This window comes from Pseudomonas sp. WS 5051, from assembly GCF_012985715.1.
GTDB lineage: Bacteria > Pseudomonadota > Gammaproteobacteria > Pseudomonadales > Pseudomonadaceae > Aquipseudomonas > Aquipseudomonas bubulae.
The window spans coordinates 38,330-53,532 of the sequence record NZ_JAAQWV010000012.1 but is presented as its reverse complement, the minus strand read 5'-3'; the positions used below and the strand labels follow the sequence as shown (position 1 = coordinate 53,532).

General features: G+C 58.5%; 13 protein-coding genes. 4 read left to right on the top strand and 9 right to left on the bottom strand.

All coding sequences use genetic code 11. The features are described 5' to 3' along the window. Positions 1–26 precede the first annotated feature (26 nt). Complete coding sequence (locus HBN79_RS18155; RefSeq protein WP_094999544.1) at positions 27–239, top strand: hypothetical protein; 213 nt, start codon at positions 27–29, stop codon at positions 237–239. On the opposite strand, the gene HBN79_RS18150 is transcribed toward HBN79_RS18155, so the two are convergent. Continuing rightward, the gene (locus HBN79_RS18150; RefSeq protein ID WP_094999543.1) at positions 181–1,143 is read right to left on the bottom strand and encodes a LysR family transcriptional regulator; all 963 of its coding nucleotides are present in this window, start codon (positions 1,141–1,143) and stop codon (positions 181–183) included. The genes HBN79_RS18155 and HBN79_RS18150 overlap by 59 nt on opposite strands. Positions 1,144–1,333: 190 nt before the next feature. On the opposite strand from HBN79_RS18150, the gene HBN79_RS18145 reads away from it, so the two are divergent. Together HBN79_RS18145 and oadA are read left to right on the top strand one after the other, a co-directional pair. Next, positions 1,334–2,749, top strand: coding sequence for an acetyl-CoA carboxylase biotin carboxylase subunit (locus tag HBN79_RS18145; RefSeq protein WP_016782925.1), 1,416 nt, complete (start codon positions 1,334–1,336; stop codon positions 2,747–2,749). An 11-nt stretch (positions 2,750–2,760) separates the two neighbouring features. After that, positions 2,761–4,569 carry a sodium-extruding oxaloacetate decarboxylase subunit alpha gene (oadA, locus tag HBN79_RS18140; protein WP_094999542.1) on the top strand — a complete coding sequence of 603 codons (1,809 nt, stop codon included), beginning with the start codon at positions 2,761–2,763 and terminating at the stop codon, positions 4,567–4,569. Between the two features lie 341 nt (positions 4,570–4,910). Here oadA and HBN79_RS18135 read toward each other — a convergent pair whose 3' ends face one another. From HBN79_RS18135 to HBN79_RS18125, 3 genes are read right to left on the bottom strand one after another with little or no spacing between them, the layout of a single operon-like run. Further along, the gene (locus HBN79_RS18135; RefSeq protein WP_169916981.1) at positions 4,911–5,591 is read right to left on the bottom strand and encodes a GNAT family protein; all 681 of its coding nucleotides are present in this window, start codon (positions 5,589–5,591) and stop codon (positions 4,911–4,913) included. A gap of 14 nt (positions 5,592–5,605) precedes the next feature. Continuing rightward, positions 5,606–6,055: a GNAT family N-acetyltransferase gene (locus HBN79_RS18130; RefSeq protein ID WP_094999540.1), complete on the bottom strand. Its 450-nt coding sequence runs from the start codon at positions 6,053–6,055 to the stop codon at positions 5,606–5,608. Positions 6,056–6,061: 6 nt separating this feature from the next. Further along, the gene (locus HBN79_RS18125) at positions 6,062–6,691 is read right to left on the bottom strand and encodes an FMN-binding negative transcriptional regulator (RefSeq protein ID WP_095017943.1); all 630 of its coding nucleotides are present in this window, start codon (positions 6,689–6,691) and stop codon (positions 6,062–6,064) included. An 89-nt stretch (positions 6,692–6,780) separates the two neighbouring features. On the opposite strand from HBN79_RS18125, the gene HBN79_RS18120 reads away from it, so the two are divergent. Continuing rightward, a complete protein-coding gene (locus HBN79_RS18120) occupies positions 6,781–8,337 on the top strand; it encodes a PLP-dependent aminotransferase family protein (protein ID WP_169916980.1) in 1,557 nt (518 codons plus the stop codon). Between the two features lie 102 nt (positions 8,338–8,439). Here the strand turns inward: HBN79_RS18120 and HBN79_RS18115 are convergent, their stop codons facing one another. The 5 genes from HBN79_RS18115 to aspA all read right to left on the bottom strand — a co-directional run bounded on the left by HBN79_RS18115 (position 8,440) and on the right by aspA (position 15,188). Beyond that, positions 8,440–9,471 (bottom strand): histone deacetylase family protein, encoded by a 1,032-nt coding sequence (locus HBN79_RS18115; RefSeq protein ID WP_095020581.1) that lies wholly within the window; start codon positions 9,469–9,471, stop codon positions 8,440–8,442. Positions 9,472–9,611: 140 nt separating this feature from the next. Then, positions 9,612–10,604, bottom strand: a complete 993-nt coding sequence (locus HBN79_RS18110) for an AraC family transcriptional regulator (RefSeq protein ID WP_094999536.1) — start codon at positions 10,602–10,604, stop codon at positions 9,612–9,614. Between the two features lie 180 nt (positions 10,605–10,784). Continuing rightward, positions 10,785–11,789 (bottom strand): asparaginase, encoded by a 1,005-nt coding sequence (locus tag HBN79_RS18105; RefSeq protein ID WP_094999535.1) that lies wholly within the window; start codon positions 11,787–11,789, stop codon positions 10,785–10,787. 56 nt (positions 11,790–11,845) lie between these two features. Continuing rightward, the gene (locus tag HBN79_RS18100) at positions 11,846–13,267 is read right to left on the bottom strand and encodes an alanine/glycine:cation symporter family protein (RefSeq protein WP_094999534.1); all 1,422 of its coding nucleotides are present in this window, start codon (positions 13,265–13,267) and stop codon (positions 11,846–11,848) included. A gap of 496 nt (positions 13,268–13,763) precedes the next feature. Further along, the gene (aspA, locus tag HBN79_RS18095) at positions 13,764–15,188 is read right to left on the bottom strand and encodes an aspartate ammonia-lyase (RefSeq protein ID WP_094999533.1); all 1,425 of its coding nucleotides are present in this window, start codon (positions 15,186–15,188) and stop codon (positions 13,764–13,766) included. Positions 15,189–15,203 lie beyond the last annotated feature (15 nt).

Genomic DNA, 15,203 nt, shown 5'->3' with positions numbered 1-15,203 from the left:
CCCGTACACGCCTTGGGAGACTCGAAATGGCTCAGCCTTACGAAGAACGCAATAGCGCCGTCAAAACCCGCCGTCAGCAAGAAGACCAGCGCCGCATGGCCTTCCGTCGCGCGATTGAAGACCATACGAGCCAGCGCCAACTGCGTCTGGAAACCTCTGACTACCCTGACCTCGGGTCGATCAACTACTGGCAGTCTGCGTCGGCAAGTGACCGTCGAAGCGCTCAACCAACGCGCTGATTTGCAGGCGCTCACTGCGAATAAACCCCAGAAATGCATGCGCTACCGGTGACAGGCGCTTGGCCTTGGCCTGCACCACGCACCAGCTGCGATACAGCGGCAACTCCTCGACCGGCAGTTCGCACAGCAGGCCGGTCGCCAGCTCCAGGCTGACGGCGTGGCGGGTCAATAACGCCACGCCCAACCCGGCTACCGCGCACTCGCGCTGCGACTCGTTGGACGACACTTCCAGCGTCTGATTGAAGTGCACGCGCTTTTCCTTGAAATACTCCTCACACGCCATGCGCGTGCCCGAACCCTGCTCGCGCATCAGCAAGGTATAAGGCTCCAGATCCTGCAAATGCAGCGGACCCCGGTTGCACAACGGATGATCAGCGGGAGCCACGGCCACAATCGGGTTGTTCAGAAACGGCAAGAATTCCAGGCCCATGTCCTGGGGCACCATCGACATGATCACCAGATCATCGCGGTTATCTGACAGCCGACGAACGGCCTGCGCCCGGTTGACCACCGTCAGTTGCAAATTGACTTCCGGATGCTGGCGCTTGAAGGCCGCAAACAGATGCGGCACAAAATATTTCGCGCTCGACTCTACGGCCAGTTTCAACTGGCCTTGCAATGACCCGAGCATGTCGGAAAGTTGCATGTCGAGGTTTTCCAGCCGGCCGAAAATATCCCGACTGGCCAACTGAAGCGCTTCAGCGGCTTCGGTCATGTACAGCTTTTTGCCGACGTACTCGAACAATGGTTGGCCAACCAGCTCTTCAAGCTGACGAATTTGTAGACTTACGGCGGGTTGCGTCAGCGACATTTCTTCTGCTGCGCGGCTGTAAGAACGCAAATCACAGACTTCGTTAAACACCTGTAATTGGCGAAAAGTGATACGCATCAATGACTTACGCATTTTTATAAAATTATCCGAAGCGACAAGTGATCTGACTATAAGTTGTTACTTATGCACGACCCAAGAATTATTGATTTTTGTTTATCACTGCGTGGGTCTAGTGTGACGACACAACGGTTCAGACACATTTGGACACGTGCCGACCTGGTCTAGCAGGTCGTTTGTTCCATAGGCTTTAGGGAAAATCCAAGTGATAAAAAAGATCCTGATCGCCAACCGCGGAGAAATCGCCGTCCGCATCGTGCGTGCCTGCGCCGAGATGGGGATTCGCTCTGTAGCGGTCTATTCCGAAGCTGATCGGCATGCCTTGCACGTCAAGCGCGCCGACGAAGCACACAATATCGGCGAAGACCCGCTGGCCGGTTATTTGAATCCGCGCAAGCTGGTGAACCTGGCGGTTGAAACCGGTTGTGATGCTCTGCATCCCGGTTACGGTTTTTTGTCAGAAAACGCTGAGTTGGCTGATATCTGCGCCGAGCGCGGGATCAAGTTCATCGGTCCGGCTGCTGAAGTCATTCGCCGTATGGGCGACAAGACTGAAGCGCGTCGCAGCATGATCAAGGCCGGTGTGCCGGTCACGCCGGGCACTGAAGGCAACGTTGCCGACATCCACGAAGCCTTGATTGAAGGCGAACGCATTGGCTACCCGGTGATGCTCAAGGCCACCTCGGGTGGTGGCGGTCGCGGCATTCGTCGCTGCAACAGCCGTGAAGAACTCGAGCAAGCCTTCCCGCGGGTGATCTCGGAAGCGACCAAGGCCTTTGGTTCGGCCGAAGTGTTCCTCGAAAAATGCATCGTCAACCCCAAGCATATCGAAGCGCAAATTCTCGGCGACAGCTTTGGCAACGTGGTGCATCTGTTTGAGCGCGACTGCTCGATCCAGCGTCGCAACCAAAAGCTGATCGAAATCGCCCCGAGCCCGCAGCTGACCCCGGAACAGCGTGCCTATATCGGCGACCTGTCTGTGCGCGCAGCCAAGGCCGTGGGTTACGAGAACGCCGGTACCGTGGAGTTCCTGCTCGCCGAGGGCGAGGTGTACTTCATGGAGATGAACACTCGGGTGCAGGTGGAGCACACCATCACCGAAGAAATTACCGGCATCGACATTGTTCGTGAACAGATTCGTATCGCCTCTGGCCTGCCGCTCTCGATCAAGCAGGAAGACGTGCAGCATCGCGGCTTTGCCCTGCAGTTCCGGATCAACGCCGAAGACCCGAAAAACAACTTCCTGCCCAGTTTCGGCAAGATCACCCGTTACTACGCGCCCGGCGGCCCCGGTGTACGTACCGACACGGCGATCTACACCGGCTATACCATCCCGCCGTATTACGACTCCATGTGTCTGAAACTGGTGGTGTGGGCCCTGACCTGGGAAGAAGCGATGGACCGTGGTTTGCGCGCCCTCGACGACATGCGTCTGCAAGGGGTCAAAACCACCGCCGCGTATTACCAGGAAATCCTGCGTAACCCGGAATTCCGTAGTGGCCAGTTCAACACCAGCTTCGTAGAAAGCCACCCTGAGCTGACCAACTACTCGATCAAGCGCAAACCCGAAGAGTTGGCCCTGGCCATCGCTGCCGCCATCGCCGCCCACGCAGGCCTGTGAGGAAAAGAATAATGAGCAAGAAGATTTTCGTAACTGACACCATCCTGCGTGACGCCCACCAGTCGCTGCTGGCCACCCGCATGCGCACTGAAGACATGCTGCCGATCTGCGACAAGCTCGACAAAGTCGGCTACTGGTCCCTGGAAGTCTGGGGCGGCGCGACCTTTGATGCCTGCGTGCGTTTCCTCAAGGAAGATCCGTGGGAGCGTCTGCGCCAACTGCGTGCCGCCTTGCCCAACACGCGTCTGCAAATGTTGCTGCGCGGCCAGAACCTGCTGGGCTATCGCCATTACAGCGACGACGTGGTCAAAGCCTTCGTCGCCAAAGCAGCAGTCAACGGCATCGACGTGTTCCGCATCTTCGACGCCATGAACGACGTGCGTAACCTGCGTGTGGCCATCGAGGCGGTCAAAGCTGCCGGCAAGCATGCCCAGGGCACCATCGCCTATACCACCAGTCCGGTACATACCACCGAGGCGTTTGTGGCGCAGGCCAAGCAGATGGAAGCCATGGGCTGCGACTCGGTCGCCATCAAAGACATGGCTGGCCTGCTGACGCCGTACGCCACGGGTGAACTGGTCAAGGCGCTGAAAGCCGAAATCACTCTGCCGATCTTTATTCACTCCCATGACACCGCCGGTCTGGCTGCCATGTGCCAGCTCAAGGCTATCGAGAATGGCGCAGACCACATTGATACCGCGATCTCCAGCTTCGCGTGGGGCACCAGCCACCCGGGCACCGAGTCGATGGTTGCCGCGCTCAAAGGCAGTGAATACGACACCGGTCTCGATCTGTCGCTGTTGCAGGAAATCGGCATGTACTTCTACGCAGTGCGTAAGAAGTATCACCAGTTTGAAAGCGAATTCACCGCTGTAGATACCCGTGTTCAGGTTAACCAGGTGCCGGGCGGGATGATTTCCAACCTTGCCAACCAGCTCAAAGAGCAGGGTGCGCTGAACCGCATGAGCGAAGTGCTGGCCGAAATCCCGCGTGTGCGTGAAGACCTCGGTTACCCGCCGCTGGTGACACCAACGTCGCAAATTGTGGGTACTCAGGCATTCTTCAACGTATTGGCGGGTGAGCGTTACAAAACCATCACCAACGAAGTGAAGCTCTACCTGCAAGGCGGCTACGGCAAGGCGCCGGGCGTGGTCAACGAGCAACTGCGTCGTCAGGCCATTGGCAACGAAGAGCTGATCGACGTACGCCCTGCGGACCTGCTAAAGCCCGAAATGGTCAAGCTGCGTGCTGAAATTGGTGCCCTGGCCCAGTCGGAAGAAGACGTACTGACCTTCGCCATGTTCCCGGATATCGGTCGCAAGTTCCTTGAGGAGCGCGCTGCAGGCACTCTGACCCCAGAAGTGCTGCTGCCTATCCCTGAGGCTGGCGGTGTCACCAAGGCGAGCGGTGAGGGCGTGCCGACCGAGTTCGTGATCGACGTGCACGGTGAGAGCTATCGCGTTGACATCACCGGTGTGGGCGTCAAGGCTGAAGGCAAGCGTCACTTCTACCTGTCCATCGATGGCATGCCGGAAGAGGTGGTGTTCGAACCCCTCAACGAATTTGTTGGTGGCACCTCAAGCAAGCGCAAGCAGGCCAGCGAGCCAGGCCATGTGAGCACGGCAATGCCAGGCAACATCGTTGATGTACTGGTCGCTGTAGGCGATGTGGTCAAGGCGGGTCAGTCGGTACTGATCACCGAAGCGATGAAAATGGAAACTGAAGTCCAGGCCGGCATCGCAGGCAAAATCGTCACCATCCATGTAATCAAGGGTGATCGCGTTAATCCGGGCGAAATTCTGATCGAAATCGAAGCCTGATACTGTCTTTGATGTAAACGCTTTAAACCTCGGGGGGGCATGTGCTCCCCTTTTTTTTGCTCTTGAATTGAGGCTTTTTCGCAGGTTCGATTCAAGGAGTCTGGCGACGACAAGGCTGGAAAAGCGCCTGTAGCGCCTAGCAAGTAGGGCGAGGTGTGGTGTGCCCGTACGAGGCGTTAGACATAGGTCGCTGAGCCATGGTGTTTCAGGTGCATCGCGCTGCTACGAGTGTTTGCGCTTCTCCCTGTGCAACAGGGGTATCAAGCGGTCGCGTAGCGCAAATGTGTTTATTCCAAGCACAAAAACGCCCAGCAGTCCTTGCTGGGCGTATTGATCAAATTTTATACAACTGTGGCTCTGCATTCTTCCAGGGTCTTTATTTGGCCGCTTTCTGGTTGGTTATCCAATGCCAGCCATTTTTCGAAACCTGCCGCTAGTGGGGGCCATTCCGTACTAATAATGCTGTACCACGTGGTATCACGGTTTTTGCCTTTAACCACCATATGGTGGCGGAAAACGCCTTCGTATGTGTACCCCAATCGTACTGCAGTACGCTTCGATCTTGCGTTATCGTTGTTGCACTTCCATTCCAGACGCCGGTTGCCCAGGGCGAAGGCTTCCTTGGCGAGCAGGTAGACCGCCTCCGTGCTTTTCGGTGAGCGTTGCATGGGTGCGCCAAAGGCGACGTGGCCGATCTCGATACGCCCGTGCTCCGGGACGATGCACATCAGGCTAAGCAAGCCTTGTGCCTCACCGCTGGGCTTGTCGATAACGGCATAGAAATGTGGATCACGGCTATCGGCATGCTTTTGCAGCCAAGCGTCAAAGGTCGGACGCTCGTTAAATGGACCGTAGGGCAGGTAGTCCCACAGCTTGGGATCGGCCTGCGCCCCTTGTAAGGCTAGCCATAGTTCATCGCCATGACGTTCGGGGTCGAGCTTTTCCAGACGAATGAATCGCCCTTCGAGGGTGCGGGTATCCGGGGTTTTAGCCGCCAGCCAACGTTCTAGAGAGTCGGGCATTGCGCGTTCCTTATTTATGACAAGGTTTTGCGAAACTGGATAAAGCCGGGGCGCTCGCCAATGCGCTCATACAACTGAATAGCCGTGGCGTTGGTTTCCTGGGTGAGCCAATGCACTTTGCAGCAGTCCTTGGCGCGGGCGGCTGCGTATACATGCTCGATTAACTGACGACCCACCCCCTTGCCGCGCACATCGGGACTGACAAACAGGTCTTGAAGATAGCAGGCGTCTTTGATGCTCCAGTTGGTGCGGTGATAAACGCACTGCACCATGCCCACCGCTTTGTCGTCTTGCCAGGCCAGGGCCAGGGTGGTCGGTTCTGCCGGGTCGAGAAAACGCGCCCAGGTGGATTGGCTGATTTCGTCGGATAGCTCGGTTTTGTAGAAGCGCAAGTAAGCTTGCCAAAGTGGTAGCCACTGTTCGCGATCGGTGGCGGTGGCAGTTTTGATCTGGATTTGAGCCATTTTCAGTTATTCCTTAACCATTAAATGAGCGAGTGCGTGGTCTTGCGGGTTGGGGTTGGCCAGCAGGCCCTGGCGCACACCAGCCTGGTCGCGGGCGTCGCGGTTCTGGCTGAGTTTGCGTTTGCCTTGCAGGCGGGTGATAGGCAGGCGAAAGCCCACAATGGCCTTGAGCATGCTGTCGACATAGTCGGCGGGGGCGTCGCTGACAGCCCAGGGCGCGGGGCGATTGGCTTCATGCCTGTCGCTCAGGCGGCTGACCAGTGCCAGCAAACGTTCGGCATCATCGAACACCTCGGCCATGCCATAAGCGTGTACGGCCAGGTAATTCCAGGTGGGTACGGCTTTTCCGTGGTCGGCCTTGCCTGGGTAAAAGGTAGGGCTGATATAGGCCTGTTCGCCGGCAAAGATCACCAGTGCTTCCGTGCCTTGGGCCAGGTCCTGCCAGTGTGGATTGGCCCGGGCCAGGTGCCCGTACAATGTGCCGCACGGGCCTTCGTCGGGGTTCAACAGCATAGGCACATGACTGGCGAGCAGGCCCTGGCTGGCATGTGTGACCAGCACGGGCAGGGGGGAGGCCTGCATCTGCTGGTGCAGGATTTTAATGTCGTCTACGGCGAAGGCGCGGGGTACGTACATGGAAATTATCCTTGGCGATTGGCTTTATCCTAGGCAGGCTATTGGTTGGTTGTAAGAGCCATTAATGGTCAATTTCATAGGTCCAATCCATGAAGGATTCAGTTCTTTCCATCGCCTTCAACCCCGCCGGGATCGAGCTTGATCCCAAAAAGGGTCTGAGCCGCCAGCTGTATCTGGCATTGCGCCAACGTGTGCTTGATGGTCGTTTGAATGGCGGCTCGCGCTTGCCCGCCAGCCGTGACATGGCCGGTGCCTTGGGGATTTCCCGCAATAGTGTGATGCGGGCCTATGACCAGTTGTATGCCGAAGGATTTATTGAGGGGAGAGTTGGGGACGGTACCTATGTCGCCAAATTGCCAGAAAAAGCCCTGCCGCTAAAAAAGTTGTCCACCAACTTATCCACAGGCTTTTCAACAGGCTTATCCCCAGGGTTATCCACAAAACAGCCTGAAATACCTGTAATTACATCCAGTAAAGTTATCCACAGCACGGCTCTGAGCAGGGTTGCAACCCATGCATTGGACCTGCCACCCAGTGGTGTTCCCCGCGCATTTCGGGTGGGTGTTCCGGCGTTCGACTTATTCCCTTTCGAGGTATGGAGCAAGCTGCAGGCGGCTTTTTGGCGTAAGCCGGAGTTGCAGCATCTGTGCTACGGCGATCCTGCAGGTGATGAGCGTCTGCGTGCATTGATTGCGGCTTATTTGCGTACTTCACGAGGTTTATCGTGTACGGCTGAGCAAATTTTGATCACCAGTGGCGCGCAGCAAGGAATTAGCCTTTGTGCACAGCTGCTGGTGGAGCCGGGCGAAGGGGTGGCTGTGGAAAACCCCGGCTATCGCGCAGCTGCCTATGCCTTTGCGATTGCCGGGGCGAATGTGCAGGGCGTGGCGGTGGATCAGGACGGTATGGACTGTTCGGCGCTGGCGCATTTGAGCAACTGCCGGCTGGCCTATGTCACGCCCTCCCATCAATACCCCTGCGGGGTCACCATGAGCCTGGCCCGGCGCCTGGAACTGCTGGCCTGGGCCGAGCGTACAGAGGGCTGGATTGTCGAAGACGACTACGATGGCGAGTACCGCTATAGCGGTGCGCCGCTGGCCCCGCTGGCAGCACTGGACCGCAGCGGGCGGGTGATTTATGTCGGTACCTTCGGCAAGGTGGCGTTTCCGGCGTTGCGCCTGGGGTATCTGGTGCTGCCCAAGGGGCTGATCGAGCCGTTTGCCCGCCGGCGCTCGCTGGATATGCGCCATTCGGAGGTCGGCACTCAGGCGGTGATGGCCGAGTTTATGGCGGCGGGGCATTTTCAGCGGCATATACGGCGGATGCGTCGCGCGGCTTTGAGTCGCCGTGATGTGTTGCTGGCCAACTGGCCACAGGGGTTGGCGGAGGTTGGGGCCATGCCGGGTATCGCGGCGGGCTTGCATGTGGCGGTGCCGGTGGCGAGTTTGGCGCGTGAGCAGCAACTGCTGGCGCAGGCCCGGGCAGTGGACGTGGAGATCAACGGGCTGAGCAGTTATTGGTTGCAGGATTCGAGTGAGCCTGTGGATAACCGCGCGGGATTGGTGCTGGGGTTTGCAGCGGTACCCGAAGTGGAGATCAAAGCGGCGCTGGAGCGCCTGGGCAAGGTGTGGAATGGCAGCCGTTGAACCTGTGGGAGCGGGCTTGCTCGCGAGGGGGGCACCGCATTAATTCAGACAGACCGCACCGGCTGAATTGCGAGCAAGCCCGCTCCCACAGGAAGGGCTTGATCATTGTGCGCTTTCAAACCCCTCCAGCACATTCACCGCATTCACGCCGATTTCCTCTACGGCGTAACCACCTTCCATCACAAATAGTGTCGGTTTGCCCAGCCGCGCAATACGCTCACCCATGCGCAGGTAGTCCGGGCTGTCGAGTTTGAATTGGGAGATTGGATCGTTCTTGAATGTATCCACACCCAGAGAAACCACGATTACGCCAGCGTCATAGCGCTCGATTTCAGCGCAGGCCAATTCCAGCGCCGCGCTCCAGCGATCCCAGGCCGAACCCGCAGCCAGCGGGTAGTTGAAGTTAAAGCCTTCCCCGGGCCCTTCGCCCAGTTCATCTTCATACCCTAAAAAGAACGGAAACTCGGCCTCAGGATGGCCGTGAATCGAGGTAAACAGCACGTCGTTACGTTCATAGAAAATCGACTGCGTACCATTGCCGTGATGGTAATCAACGTCGAGGATAGCCACCTTGCTGTGGCCTTGATCGAGAAAGGCCTGGGCTGCTATGGCGGCGTTATTCAGGTAGCAGTAACCGCCCATCAAGTCGCTGGCGGCGTGATGCCCCGGTGGCCGGCAAAGTGCGAAAGCACTGTGGGCGCCGTTTTGAATTTCGGCTTGGGCAGTCAGGGCTACTTGCGCTGCACTGTAAGCCGCTTGCCATGTGCCCGCAGTAATCGGCGCTCCGCCGTCGAAGCTGTAATACCCAAGCTGGCCATGCAGGCTGGTGGGCAGAACGGCACGTAAAGTACGGGCAGGCCAGGTATAAGGCAGCAAGTCACCGTCGCGGCCATGTTGGGCCCAGCGGTCCCAGGCACCCTGGAAAAAGTCCAGGTAGGCCGCACTGTGAATCCGCTCGATAGGCCCGCGGCCGAAGTCTTGCGGGGCGCTCACTGGGCCGAGTTCACGGGTTTGTACACGTTGCAAAATATGGTCGGCCCGTGATGGCATTTCAAAGCAGGGCAACAGTTGCCCGTCCATCAACTCACAACGGCCATGATGCAGGTGGTGATCGTCCGAATAGATCGTCAGCATTGTCTTGTTCTCCCAGGGCATGAGCGGTTGGCTACAGTCTTGCGGCGCCGGGGGTTTGAGAGAACGGCAGGAGCGGCCAAAAGGAGATGTATGTGGCCAAAATGGTTGACCGTAATTGGCCCCTGCCCATCCCCTCTGAATCAGGCCCGGAACTGGCTGGGTGCAACCCCGCTCCAGCGCACGAAGGCATGGCGGAAGCTCGCGGTTTCACTGAAACCCAGGGTCTCGGCAATCTTGTAAATGGGCCATTCGGTTTCGTTGAGCAGCAGCTTGGCGCGCTCAAAACGCAGGTCATCGAGCAGCGTCTGGTAGCTGCAACCCATATCGTGCAAGTGGCGGCGCAGGGTGCGCGGCGAGCAGTTCATGTGCTCGGCCAGCCCTTCGAGGCCGGGGGCTGCATGCAGTTGTGCGGCCAGCAACTGGCGGATGCGTTCCAGCCAGGTTTGTCTCCCGGTGAACTCCAGATTCTGTTTGCGGCAACGCTCGGCCATCGCTTGATGGGTCACCGCATCGGCCAGTGGCAAAGGCTGGTCGAGCCATCGCTTGGCGAAGGCGAAAGCATTGCTGTCGGCATCGAACTGACGCGGGCAATCGAAGCTTTGCCCGTAGCTGGCGTGGTAGTCGGGTGCGCTGTGGATAAAGCGTGCACCCAATAGCGGCAGCGATTGGCCTAGCAAGTCTTCGCATATAACCTTGAGCGAAACCAGGCATAGCTCGGTATTGAACACCGCCATTTGCGGGCTCTCGGCATAGCCATTGGCACAGAACCGGACCTGTTCGCCCTCGACCTCCAGGCTCAGCTCAAAAAGTGTTCCCAGCAGCGCCGGGTAGCGTAAAGCTAGACGCAATGCGTCACCTAAGGTGGCACTGGTGAGTAGGGCGTAACCGAGTATGCCGTAGGACGACACATGCATGCGTCGCCCTAGTTCAAGGCCGATTTCGCGGCGCAGAGCCACGGCATTGGCGCACACGCGCATTTCCTGATTGGTGGTGATGCGAGTGTCTGCACGGCTCAGGTCCGCCGCCCGAATGCCGCTGCCGGCCAGCAGCATCTCGCTGGGCAAGCCTTCTGCGTTGAAGGTGCTGAGCACCAGGGATACGGCGTTGAGCGTTGTGAGATGGGAGTGGAGCATGCTCGTTTCCTGCCTGGGAGGTGCAGGAAGCGAGCAAGTTGTGTGCCGGGGGATGTACACCGAACCTGTAGCCGCTGCCGCAGGCTGCGATAAGGGCCGCAGGACCTTCAATCAAGGCGGGTCTGGTGCACAGTCCATCACAGCCTGCTAGAGCGGCTACATAGGCCGGGTTATGGGCTTTTAGGCCAGCTCCCCGCACACATCCAGTTCGATCAGGCGGCGCACCTCGGCCAGCGGCAGGTCAGCGCCAAGCAAGGCATGCAGTTTGCCGAACACGGCCTCGCGGGTCATTCCGCCACCTGACAGCACACCCGCCTCACGCAAGCGGCTGCCAGCTTCGTACACGTCCAGTTCTACACCGCCTTCATGGCATTGGGTAATGGCCACGATCACAATGCCATTTTCCTGTGCCCGTTGCAGACTGGCGAGAAAGTCCGGGTTGTCGCCAGGGCCGGTGCCACTGCCGAAACACTCCAGTACCAGGGCTTCGATCCCGCTGTTGAGCAAGGCATCGAGCTGGGCGGCGCCAATCCCTGGCACCAGTGGCAGCACGCCTACGCTGGCCTGGTGTTTGGGGTAGCTGTAGGCCAGTTCTGCCGGGAGGGTGCTGGCCCTGGTCCCGCCGCCGTTGCGTGTCAGCGTCACAAACGGGTTACGGCCAAAGCTGCGCACTTTGGCGCAGCGAGTTGGAGCCATCAGCTTGCCGTGGAAGTACAACTGCACGCCGTTAGGCTGGCCCTGGCCCAGCGCCTGCAAGGCACCGCTGATGTTTTCCCAGGCATCGCTGTCAGGTACGCCCGCTGGCAGCATGGAGCCGGTGAAGAGTACCGGTGCAGGCAAGCCCAGCAGTTGAAAGCACATCGCCGCAGCGCTGTAGGCCAGCGTGTCAGTGCCATGTAGGACCAGTACAGCATCGCAGCCATCCTGCTCGACCGCTTCGATGATCGCGCTGCGCAGGCGTAGCCAGTAGGCAGGCGTCATGTTGGCGCTGTCGATCAGCGGGCTCATTTCGCGAAAGGCCCATTGCGGTACTTGCAGCTGCGGTTGGCTGGCCAGGTGCTCGCGCATGCGTGCCTCAAAACCCGAGGCTGGTGCCAGACCGCTGGCGCTGGCCTGCATGCCGATGGTGCCGCCGGTGTAGAGCACCATGACGTGTTGGCAGGTGTGATGAGTGGCTGCGGTCATTATTGAGTCTCCATAAGCAAAAACGCGGCGGTTCTGGAGAACCGCCGCGTCAAGTATCAGCGTTTTGTTTCGTCGACCTGGGCGGCCGGCTTTGGCGGCCAGGCCTTTAGATCGAGATCCAGATCCGGGAATTTACTGGAATCGAAGACAGGTGTCTTGATCCCCGCGCGGCGCTGGTCATCGTAGTCCTTGAGCACGCGCATGCAGATCTTGAACAGCATCGCCAGCGCAACCAGGTTAACGAAGGCGAGCATGGTCATGGCAATGTCGGCGAAAGCGAAAACCGTTTGCAGGTTTTCGATCGACCCCCAAAAGATCAGCACCAGTACCAGTGCGCGATAACCCATCAGTGCTTTGCGGCTCTCTCCAACCAAAAAGCGCAGGTTGTTCTCGCCCAGGTAGTAGTTGTAGAGCATCGAAGTGAACACGAACAGCGCCAGGGCCACGCTGATAAAGACACGACCCCATTCGCCGACCACGGCTGCCAGGGAGTTCTGGGTCAGGGCAATGCCGTCGCCTTCAAAACCTGGGGTGTAGAAGCCCGACAACAGAATCAGCAAAGCCGTACAGGTGCAGATCACAAAGGTGTCGAGGAATACGCTGAATGCCTGCACCACGCCTTGGGCGATCGGGTGCTCAACATCGGCCACGGCAGCCACGTTCGGGGCGCTGCCCAGACCGGCTTCGTTGGCGAAGACGCCACGTTTGACGCCCATCACGATTGCACTGCCGATCAGGCCACCGAACACAGGGTCCAGGCCGAAGGCGCTCTTGACGATATGGCCCAGCATGGCGGGTACGTGGTCGAACTGCAGTACGATCACATACAGGGTGACCGCAATATAGGCCAGGGTCTTGACCGGTACCAGCAGGTCGGCCACCGAAGCGATACGCTTGATCCCGCCGATAAACACCAGGCCCAGCAGGATGGCGATGGCCAGCCCCGAGTAGTTGACCTTGAAGCCGAAGGCGTCTTGCAGCGAGTGGGTCACGGCATGGGCTTGCAGGCCCATGAAGGCAAAACCGAAGGTGATCAGCAACAGCACGGCCATCAGTTTGCCCATCCACACTTTGCCCAGGCCGTACTTCATATAGAAGGACGGGCCGCCGCGCAGTTGGCCTTCCGAATCACGACGCTTGTACAGCTGGCCCAGGGAGCATTCGATCAGGCTGCTGGACATGCCGACCAGGGCGGTCACCCACATCCAGAACACGGCACCGGGGCCACCCAGGGTAACGGCAATACCGACGCCGGCAATGTTGCCCGCGCCGACACGGCCGGCCAGGCTCAGCATCAATGCCTGAAATGAGCTCAGCTCACCGGCGCTGCTGCGCAGGCTGTCCTTGAAAACCGAAAACATGTGCAGAAAGTAACGAAACTGAACGAAACGCGAGCGGATCGTGAAGTAGCCACCGAGCCCGACCATGAGCACGATTAGCACTTTCCCTGAGAGGAAGTCATTGATGACTTCAAGCATGGATTATTCCTCGCTGTTTTTATCTGATGGCAACACGGCCGGATCGAAATATCGCGTTACACCTGCTTGAGCAAGGCATAAACGTAGGCGATCAGTGTGACCCTGGCCATGTTGCTGCTTGGTTTACGATGCTGTTTCCGTGCTGACGATGGCCGCTGGTGCTGGGGCCGGGCACAGGAAGAGGGGCGGCACTATACCTAGGAGCGCAGGAAGCGTCTGCATAAGTGACTGAATTTTCATGTGTGAGTTGTCCGATATGGCTTTGTTTATTGTCAAATTGCCCTCACCCCAGCCCTCTCCCTGAGGGTGAAAGGGCTCGATTTGTGGCGTTAATCAGATCTGCTTTTGCCTTTAGTCTTCTCTCCCTCTGGGAGAGGGGGGAGGGGTTTCAAAATTCCAGGGCCAAAAAAAAGGGCCTGCAGACGTATCTGCAAGCCCTCAAAAGGTGAGAGGTGTCTAGTCCCTCGACCTGGTGAGCGTTGAGCGTGTTACAGCATCAGGCCTTGAGTGGCACCAGACGCGGAGCAATCATGTTTTCCGGGCGCAGGATGTCGTCGAGCATGGCGTCGTCGAGCAAGCCTTCTTCGCGCACCAGTTCCAGTACGCCGCGGCCGCTTTCAAGAGCGATACGGGCGATACGGGTGGCGTTTTCATAACCGATGTACGGGTTAAGTGCAGTCACCAGACCAATCGAGTGCTCGACCAGTTCACGGCAGCGCGCTTCGTTGGCCGTGATGCCGGTGATGCAGTGTTCGCGCAGCATGTCCATGGCGCGTTGCAGCAGACGAATCGAGTCGAAGATCTTGAACGCGATCAGCGGCTCCATAACGTTCAGTTGCAGCTGGCCACCTTCGGCAGCGATGGTCAGGGCCAGGTCGTTACCGATGATCTGGAATGCCACTTGGTTCACGGCTTCCGGGATAACCGGGTTGACCTTGCCTGGCATGATCGAACTGCCTGGCTGACGTGCTGGCAGGTTGATTTCGTTGATGCCGGTACGTGGGCCGCTGGACAGCAGGCGCAAGTCGTTGCAGATCTTCGACAGCTTGACCGCGGTACGCTTGAGCATGCCGGAGAACAGTACGAAGGCGCCCATGTCGGAGGTGGCTTCGATCAGGTCGGCCGCCGGTACCAGCGGGTGACCGCTGATGGTGGCCAGGCGGTTCACGGCCAGCATCTGGTAACGCGGGTCGGCGTTGATGCCGGTACCGATGGCGGTGCCACCCAGGTTCACTTCAGTCAGCAGCTCTGGTGCCAGGGTTTTCAGGCGAGCCAGGTCTTCACTCAATGTAGTGGCGAAAGCGCGGAACTCTTGACCCAGGGTCATTGGCACGGCGTCTTGCAGCTGGGTACGGCCCATTTTCAGGACGTGGCTGAACTCGGCGCCTTTGGCTGCAAACGACTGGATCAGGCTGTCGAGGCTGGCCAGCAGCGCGTCGTGACCCAACAACAAGCCCAGACGAATGGCCGTCGGGTAGGCGTCGTTGGTCGACTGCGCCATGTTGACGTCGTTGTTCGGGTGCAGGTATTGGTATTCGCCTTTCTGATGGCCCATGGCCTCCAGCGCGATGTTGGCGATCACTTCGTTGGCATTCATGTTGGTTGAAGTGCCAGCGCCGCCTTGAATCATGTCCACCACGAACTCTTCGTGGAAATCGCCGCGGATCAGACGTGCACACGCTTCGCTGATGGCAGCGTGCTTGGCGTCGCTCAGATGACCCAACTCGCGGTTGGCGTCAGCAGCGGCTTGTTTAACCATGGCCAGGCCCACAACCAGCTTCGGGTAATGCGAGATCGGAACGCCGGAGAGACGGAAGTTGTTCACCGCTCGCAGGGTCTGGATGCCGTAATACGCTTGAGCGGGTACTTCGAGTACGCCAAGCAGGTCTTTTTCGGTACGGAAAGATGCAGCGGAGGACATGATAGAAATCATCTC

Excerpts from the sequence above, each read along its gene's own strand:
- HBN79_RS18155 (WP_094999544.1), top strand. The coding sequence starts at position 27 with ATGGCTCAGCCTTACGAAGAACGCAATAGCGCCGTCAAAACCCGCCGT.
- HBN79_RS18150 (WP_094999543.1), bottom strand. The coding sequence starts at position 1,143 with ATGCGTAAGTCATTGATGCGTATCACTTTTCGCCAATTACAGGTGTTT.
- oadA (WP_094999542.1), top strand. The coding sequence starts at position 2,761 with ATGAGCAAGAAGATTTTCGTAACTGACACCATCCTGCGTGACGCCCAC.
- HBN79_RS18135 (WP_169916981.1), bottom strand. The coding sequence starts at position 5,591 with ATGCCCGACTCTCTAGAACGTTGGCTGGCGGCTAAAACCCCGGATACC.
- HBN79_RS18130 (WP_094999540.1), bottom strand. The coding sequence starts at position 6,055 with ATGGCTCAAATCCAGATCAAAACTGCCACCGCCACCGATCGCGAACAG.
- HBN79_RS18125 (WP_095017943.1), bottom strand. The coding sequence starts at position 6,691 with ATGTACGTACCCCGCGCCTTCGCCGTAGACGACATTAAAATCCTGCAC.
- HBN79_RS18120 (WP_169916980.1), top strand. The coding sequence starts at position 6,781 with ATGAAGGATTCAGTTCTTTCCATCGCCTTCAACCCCGCCGGGATCGAG.
- HBN79_RS18115 (WP_095020581.1), bottom strand. The coding sequence starts at position 9,471 with ATGCTGACGATCTATTCGGACGATCACCACCTGCATCATGGCCGTTGT.
- HBN79_RS18110 (WP_094999536.1), bottom strand. The coding sequence starts at position 10,604 with ATGCTCCACTCCCATCTCACAACGCTCAACGCCGTATCCCTGGTGCTC.
- HBN79_RS18105 (WP_094999535.1), bottom strand. The coding sequence starts at position 11,789 with ATGACCGCAGCCACTCATCACACCTGCCAACACGTCATGGTGCTCTAC.
- HBN79_RS18100 (WP_094999534.1), bottom strand. The coding sequence starts at position 13,267 with ATGCTTGAAGTCATCAATGACTTCCTCTCAGGGAAAGTGCTAATCGTG.
- aspA (WP_094999533.1), bottom strand. The coding sequence starts at position 15,188 with ATGTCCTCCGCTGCATCTTTCCGTACCGAAAAAGACCTGCTTGGCGTA.